This window comes from Actinomadura parmotrematis (genome assembly GCF_019458805.1).
Lineage (GTDB): Bacteria > Actinomycetota > Actinomycetes > Streptosporangiales > Streptosporangiaceae > Spirillospora > Spirillospora parmotrematis.
On the sequence record NZ_JAIBOA010000045.1, the window covers coordinates 1 to 8,026 of the forward strand.

Consider the following 8,026-nt stretch of genomic DNA (forward strand, 5'->3'; position numbering starts at 1 on the left):
GATCGCGACCGGCCCGTCGGTGGTCACCGGCACCCTGCGCCGCGACGACGGCGGCCTGCGGCGCTTCCTGCTCTCGCTCGCCGAGCTGCACGTGCGCGGCGTGGCGGTCGACTGGGCGGCCGTTTTCGCCGGGACCGATCCGCGCCCGGTCGCCCTGCCGACCTACGCGTTCCAGCGCGAGCGCTACTGGCTGAGCCCGGCGGGGGCGGCCGCCGGGCCGGAGCCCGTCGAGCACCCGCTGCTCGACGCCGTCGTCACGCTCGCCGGATCCGACGGGGCGGTGTTCACCGGGCGGCTGTCCGAACGCGATCACCCCTGGCTCGCCGACCACCGGGTGGACGGGACCGTGCTGCTCCCCGGCACCGCGCTCCTCGACGCCCTGCACCACATCGGCGACCTGCGCGGCGCGCCGGCCGTCGCCGAACTCGCCGCCTCCGCGCCGATCGTGCTGCCCGAAGGCGGTGCGCTCGACCTGCAGATCCGCGTCGAGGGGCGGTCCGTCCGCGTCCACACGCGGAGCGGCCCCGGCGCGGAGTGGACCGAGAACGCCACCGCGACCCTGACGGAGGACACAGGACACGCCGCCGGCGTCCCGTGGCCGCCGCCCGCCACGGCCCGGCCGCTGGACTTGGACGGCTTCTACGACCGGCTCCCCGTCGAGTACGGTCCGGCTTTCCGCGCGGTCCGCGCCGCCTGGGCGGGCGACGGCGAGGCGTGGGTCGAGCTCCGGCTCCCCGAGCGGGAGGACGCGGGCGGCTTCGGCCTGCATCCCGCGCTCCTCGACGCGGCCCTGCACCCGATCGCCGCCGCGCGCCTGCTGCCCGACCCCGACCGGCCGCGCCTCGCGTTCTCCTGGTCCGGGGTGCGCCTGCACGCGTCCGGGGCCCGCACGCTGCGCGTCCACCTGACCGCGACCGGCCCCGACACCGTGACCATCGGCGCGGCGGACCCGTCCGGAAACCCCGTCGCCGACGTCGGCTCGCTCGCGCTGCGCCCCCTCGACCCCGCGCGCATCGCCCCGGACCGGGCGGGCGACCGGCTGTTCGAGGTGTCCTGGACTCCGGCCGAGGGCGCCGGGCGGCCGGCGCCGGAGGTCGTCGTCCACCGCGTCGGGAGCGGCGACGCCGCCCGGCCCGTCCCCGAACGCGTCCACGCGGTCGGCCTGGACACGCTGCGCGTGCTGCGCGACTGGCCGGACGACCCGCGCGCCGCGTCCGCCCGCCTCCTGGTGGTCACCGCGCCGGACGACCCGGTGCACGAGGCGGTGCGCGGGCTCGTCCGGAGCGCGCAGTCCGAGCACCCCGGCCGGTTCGCGTCCCTGGTCACCGACGATCCCGGCGAGGCGGCGGTCGCCGCCGCGCTGCCGCTGGTGGCCGACGAGCCGCAGCTCGCGGTGCTCGGCGGCCGCGTCCTGGCGGCGCGCCTGACCCGCGCACCGCTGCCGCCCCCGCCGGAGCGCTCGCGGCTCGCCGGCGGGACCGTCCTGGTGACGGGCGCGACGGGCGGCCTCGGCCGCCTCGTCGCCGAGCACCTCGTCCGGGCGCACGGCGTCGCCGAGCTGGTCCTGCTGTCGCGGTCGGGCGCCCCCGCCGGCTGGGTCGAGGAGCTGTCCGGCCAGGGCGCCCGGGTGCGGTCGGTCGCCGCCGACGTGGCCGACCGGGACGCGCTCGCCGGCGTCGTCGGGCGGGTCGCGGACCGGCTGACCGGCGTCGTCCACGCGGCGGGGGTCGTCGCCGACGGCGTGCTGGCCTCGCTCGGCCCGGACGCCTGGGACGCCGCCCTCGCCCCGAAGGTCGACGGCGCCTGGCACCTGCACGAGCTGACCCGCGGCCTCGACCTCGCCGCCTTCGTCCTGTACTCGTCGGCGTCCGCGACGTTCGGCAGCCCCGGCCAGGGCAACTACGCCGCCGGGAACGCCTTCCTCGACGCGCTCGCCCGGCACCGGCGCGGCGAGGGCCTGCCCGCCGTCTCCCTCGCCTGGGGCCTGTGGGCCGAGACCGCCGGGATGGGCGGCCGCCTGTCCGCCGCCGACCTGGCGCGGATGGCCCGCACCGGCACCCGCCCGCTGACCGCCGAGCAGGGACTCGCGCTGTTCGACGCCGCCCTGGAGAGCGACCGTCCCGCGCTGGTGCCGATCCGGTTGGACCTCGCCGCCGTCCGCGCGGGCGAGGAGGTGCCGCCGCTGCTGCGCGCCCTCGCGCCCGCCCGGCCCCGGCGCCCCGCCGTGGCCGCGTCCCCCGGCCCGGACACGATCGCGGCCGCCGACCTGCTCGACATCGTCCGGGGGACGGCCGCCGCCGTCCTCGGGCACGCGGGCGCCGACGCGGTCGAGCCGGGACGCGCGTTCAAGGAACTCGGCCTCGACTCCCTCACGGCGGTGGAACTGCGCAACCGGCTCGCCGAGGCCACCGGGCTGCGCCTGCCCGCGACGCTGGTCTTCGACCACCCGACCCCGGCCCGCGTCGCCGCGCACCTGCGGTCCGAACTGTCCGGGACGGCCGCTCCGGCCGAGGCCCCCGCCCCGGCGACGGCCGACGACGGCGACCCCGTCGCCATCGTCGCCATGGCGTGCCGCTTCCCGGGCGACCTGGACTCCCCGGAGGACCTGTGGCGGTTCGTGACGGCGGGCGGCGACGCCATCACCGCGCTCCCCACCGATCGCGGCTGGGACCTCGACGGTGTCTACGACCCCGACCCCGACGCCCCCGGCAAGACCTACGTGCGGGGCGGCGGCTTCCTGCGCGGCCTCGCCGACTTCGACGCCGCCTTCTTCGGCGTCAACCCCCGCGAAGCCCTCGCGATGGACCCGCAGCAACGCCTGCTGCTGGAGGTGTCGTGGGAGGCCCTGGAACGCGCGGGCGTCGACCCGACATCGCTGCGCGGCACGCCCACCGGCGTCTTCGTCGGCACGCACGGCCAGGACTACGGAACGGACGCCGCCCGCGACCAGGCCGACGAGGGCTACCTCGTCACCGGCAACGCGGCCAGCGTGCTGACCGGGCGCGTCTCCTACACCCTCGGCCTGGAGGGTCCGGCGGTGACGGTGGACACGGCGTGCTCGTCGTCGCTGGTGGCGCTGCATCTGGCGGCGCAGTCCCTGCGGTCGGGGGAGTCCTCGCTGGCGCTGGCGGGCGGCGTGTCGGTGATGTCCACGCTGGAGGGCGTCGTCGGGTTCAGCCGGCAGCGCGGCCTGGCCGCCGACGGCCGCTGCAAGGCGTTCGCCGAGGACGCCGACGGGTTCGGCATGTCGGAAGGCGTCGGCGTGCTCGTCCTGGAGCGCCTGTCGGACGCGCGCCGTAACGGGCACGAGGTGCTGGCGGTGGTGCGCGGTTCGGCCGTCAACCAGGACGGTGCGTCGAACGGGCTGACCGCACCGAACGGGCCGTCGCAGGAGCGCGTCATCCGCCGGGCCCTCGCGAACGCGGGCCTGACGGGCGCGGACGTCGACGCCGTGGAGGCGCATGGGACGGGTACGCCGCTCGGCGACCCGATCGAGGCCCGAGCGCTGGTGGCGACCTACGGCCAGGACCGCCCGGACGACCGCCCGCTGTGGCTCGGCTCGGTCAAGTCGAACATCGGCCACACCCAGGCGGCGGCCGGCGCGGCCGGCGTCATCAAGATCGTGCACGCGCTCCGGCACGGCGTGCTGCCCGCGACCCTGCACGTGGACGCGCCGACCTCCCGGATCGACTGGTCGGCGGGCGGCGTCCGGCTGCTGGCCGAGCCCGTCGCCTGGCCCGAGGTGGACCGGCCGCGCCGCGCGGGGGTGTCGTCGTTCGGCGTGAGCGGCACCAACGCCCACGTCATCATCGAGCAGGCCCCCGAAACCCACACGGATGCCCCCGCCGGGGGAGAGGAGCCCGCCGCCACGGTGTGGCCGGTGTCGGCGCGCGGCCGGGACGCGCTGCGGGCCCAGGCCGCGCGGCTCGCCGCCTTCGCCGCCGAGCACCGGGACTTCACCGCGGCCGAGATCGGACGCGCCCTGACCACCGCCCGCGCCGCGCTGGACGAGCGGGCCGTCGTCGTCGCGGCCGATCGGGACGAGGCCGTGGCCGCACTCGGCGCGCTCGCGCAGGGCGCCCCCGCCCCGGCCGTCGTCACCGGCATCGCGAACGTCACCGGCAAGACCGTCTTCGTGTTCCCGGGCCAGGGAGCGCAGTGGGTCGGCATGGCGGGCGCGCTGGCGGAGGAGTCGGCCGTCTTCGCCGAAGCCCTGGCAGAGGTGGGGGAGGCCCTGGAGCCGTATGTGGACTGGTCCTTCGCGGAGGCGTTGCGCGGCCCGCTCGACCGCGTGGACGTCGTCCAACCCGCGTCGTTCGCGGTGAACGTGGCGCTGGCGCGGTTGTGGGAGTCGTTCGGCGTCCGTCCCGACGCCGTCGTCGGGCATTCGCAAGGCGAGATCGCCGCCGCCCACATTGCGGGTGCCCTCTCCTTGGAGGACGCGGCGCGGGTGGTGGCGCTGCGCAGCCAGGCCATCGCCCGCGGCCTGGCCGGCCGGGGCGCCATGGCCTCGATCGCGCTACCGGTCGAGGACGTCACCGCCCGCCTGACCCCCGGCCTGGAGATCGCGGCGGTCAACGGACCGGCCTCGGTGGTCATCGCAGGCGACCCCACCGCCCTGGACGAGCTGATCGCGGGGGCCGAGGCCGACGGCGTACGCGCCCGCCGCATCCCGGTCGACTACGCCTCGCACACCTCGCACGTGGAGTCCATCGAGGACGAGCTGGCCGGTCTCTTGTCCGGCATCGCTCCGCAGCCTGCCCGCATCCCGCTCTTCTCCACCGTCGAAGCGCGCTGGCTGGACACCACCGGCCTGGACGCCGGGTACTGGTACCGCAACCTGCGCGGCACCGTCCGGTTCGCCGACGCCACCCGAACCCTGAACGACGAAGGCTTCCGCACGTTCGTCGAGGTCAGCGCCCATCCGATGCTGGTGCCGAGCGTTCAGGAGACCGTGGACGAGCGCACCGCAGTGGTCGCCGGCACCCTGCGCCGCGACGACGGCGGCCTGCGGCGCTTCCTGCTCTCGCTCGCCGAGCTGCACGTTCGGGGCACGGCCGTGGACTGGTCGCCGCTCCACCCGGCCCACGGCGGGCGGCGGGTGCCGCTCCCGACGTACGCGTTCCAGCGGCGCCGCTACTGGATCGCGGCGGTCCCGCCCCTGCTGGACACGATCACCCCGGACCCCGGCACCGGGGGCGTGCTCGCGAGCGGCCGCCTCTCCGCGCGCACCCGGCCCTGGCTGGCCGACCACGCCGTGGCGGGCCGCGTGCTGCTGCCGGGCGCCGCCTTCGCCGAGCTGGTGCTGCGGGCCGCCGCGGAGACCGGCGCGGCGGCCCTGGACGAGCTGATCATCGAGGCGCCCCTGGAGCTGCCTGAGCGCGAGACCGTCCAGATCTCGGTCACGGTCGGCGCCGAGGACGGCGCCGGGCGCCGCCCGGTCGGCGTCCACGCCCGGACCGAGCCGGACGGCCCGTGGACGCGCCACGCCACCGGCCACGTGTCCCCGGACGTCCCCGCCCCGGTCCCGGAGCCCTCGGCGTGGCCGCCCGCGGACGCCGAACCGGCCGCCGTCGCCTCTTTCTACGACGACCTCGCCGCGCGCGGCTACGACTACGGCCCGGCGTTCCGGGGCCTGCGCGCCGCCTGGACCCGCCAGGACGAGGTGTTCGCGGAGGTGGAACTGCCCGACGGCGTCGAGGCGGGCGACCACGCCCTGCACCCGGCGCTCCTGGACGCCGCGCTCCAGACGGCCAACCTCGGCGCGGCGCCGCGCTCCGCGGACGGCGCCCCGCTCCTGCCGTTCGCCTGGAACGGCGTCGCGGTCCACGCCACCGGCGCCACCGCGCTCCGCGTGCACGCCGCGCGGGCCGGCGACGACGCCGTGACCTTCGCGATCACCGACCGGTCGGGGCGGCCCGTCGCCGGGATCGGGTCGCTGGTGCTCCGCCCGGCCGCCGCGCCCGCCTCCGACGCCCTCCACCGCATCGGCTGGACGCCCGTCCGCGCCGCGCCGGACGCCGCGCCGCTCGCCGCCTCCGACGTCCTGGACCTCACCGACGTCCCGCCCGGACCGCCGCCCGAGGCGGCCCGCGCCCTGGTCGCGCAAGCGCTGAGCGGTCTCGCGGGCACGCCCCCCAAGGTCGTCCTCACCCGCAGCGGTCCGGCCGGTGCGGCCGTCGCGGGCCTGCTCCGCACCGCCCGCGTCGAGGACCCCGCCCCGATCACGCTCGTGGAGACCGACGACCCCGGCGCCGCGCGAGCCCTGCTGCCCGCGGCGGCCGCCTCCGGCGAGCCCGAGCTCGCGGTCCGCGCGGGCGCCCTGCACGCCCCCCGGCTGCTGCGGGCCCGCCCCACCGGCACCGGCCCCCTCCTGGACCCCGGCGGCACGGTCCTGATCACCGGCGGGACCGGGACGCTCGGCGGCCTGGTCGCCCGCCACCTGGCCACCGCGCACGGCGTGCGCGGCCTCGTCCTGGTGAGCCGCCGGGGACCGGACGCGCCCGGCGCCGCCGACCTGGCGGACGAGCTGCGCGCCGCGGGCGCCCGGGTACGCGTCGTCGCCGCCGACGTCGCCGACCGCCAAGCCCTGGCGGACGTCCTCGCCGGCGTCCCGGCCGAGCATCCGCTGACCGCCGTCGTGCACGCGGCGGGCGTCCTCTCCGACGGCGTCCTCGCCACGCTGACCCCCGAGCGGCTGGACGCGGTGTTCGGCCCGAAGGCGGACGCCGCCTGGCACCTGCACGAGCTGACCCGCGACCTCGACCTCGCCGCGTTCGTGCTGTTCTCCTCCGGCGCCGGGATCTTCGGCAGCGCCGGCCAGGGCAACTACGCCGCCGCCAACGCCTTCCTCGACGGCCTCGCCGTCCTCCGCCGCGCCGAAGGACTCCCCGCCGTCTCCCTCGCCTGGGGACTCTGGGAACAGGCGAGCGGCCTCACCGGCCCCCTCGGGGACGAGGGCCGCGAACGCCTCGCCCGCGGGCTCCAGCTCCCCCTGCCGACGCCCGAGGCGCTCGCGCTGCTGGACCTGGCGCTGCGCGCGGACGGCGAACCGGTCCTCGTCCCCACGCGCCTCGACCACGCCGCCCTCCGGGGCCGGGCCGCCGACGGCACGCTCCCGCCGCTGCTGCGCGGCCTGGTCGGCGCGGCCCCGCGCCGCGCCCCGGCCGCCGCCGAGCAGCCCCGCGAGTCCCCGGCCGATCGCCTGGCCCGGCTGCCGGAGGCCGACCAGCGGCGCGAGCTCCTCGACCTCGTCCGCACCGTCGCCGCGGACGTCCTCGGCCTCGCCGCCGGCGAGACCGTGCGCGCCGACCAGGCGTTCAAGGACATCGGGTTCGACTCCCTGACCGCCGTGCGGATGCGCAACGGCATCGCCGAGGCGACCGGCGCCCGGCTCCCCGCCACCGCCGTCTTCGACCACCCCACCCCGGCCGCGCTCGCCGAACGGCTCCGCACCGAACTCGGCATCGCCCCGCGCGCCGCCGTCCCGCCCGCCCTGCTCGAACTGGAACGGCTGGAACGCGCGCTCGGCGAACCCCCCGAGGACGGCGCGCTCCGCGACCGGATCCGCGCCCGCCTCGACACGCTCACCGCCCGCCTCGCCGGGCCCGGCGAACCCGGACCCGACCTGGAGGCGGCGAGCGACGACCAGCTCTTCGCGCTCATCGACCACGAACTCGGACAGGGCTGAAGGAGGCGCACATGGCGAACGACGAGAAGCTCCGCGAGTACCTGCGGCGCACCCTCGCCGACCTGCAGCGGACCCGCCACCGGCTGCACGAGGCCGAGGCGCGCCGGACCGAACCGATCGCGATCGTCGGCATGGCATGCCGCCTCCCCGGCGGCATCGCCTCCCCCGAGGACCTCTGGCGCCTCGTCGCGGACGGCCGCGACGCCATCGGCGCGTTCCCCCGCGACCGCGGCTGGAACCCCGACGATCTCTACGACCCCGATCCCGAACGCGCCGGGCACACCTACGCCAGGGAGGGCGGTTTCCTCACCGAACCCGGCGCGTTCGACGCCGCCC

The 8,026-nt window shown here is 77.9% G+C and carries 2 protein-coding genes; both read left to right on the forward strand.

From position 1 onward, the window contains the following. Positions 1-19 precede the first annotated feature (19 nt). Entirely contained in the window at positions 20-7,690 is a 7,671-nt protein-coding gene (locus K1Y72_RS35760; RefSeq protein ID WP_220170990.1) for a type I polyketide synthase, read from the forward strand. Positions 7,691-7,701: 11 nt separating this feature from the next. Continuing rightward, on the forward strand, positions 7,702-8,026 hold a 325-nt coding region (locus tag K1Y72_RS35765; RefSeq protein ID WP_220170991.1), incomplete at its 3' end, for a beta-ketoacyl synthase N-terminal-like domain-containing protein.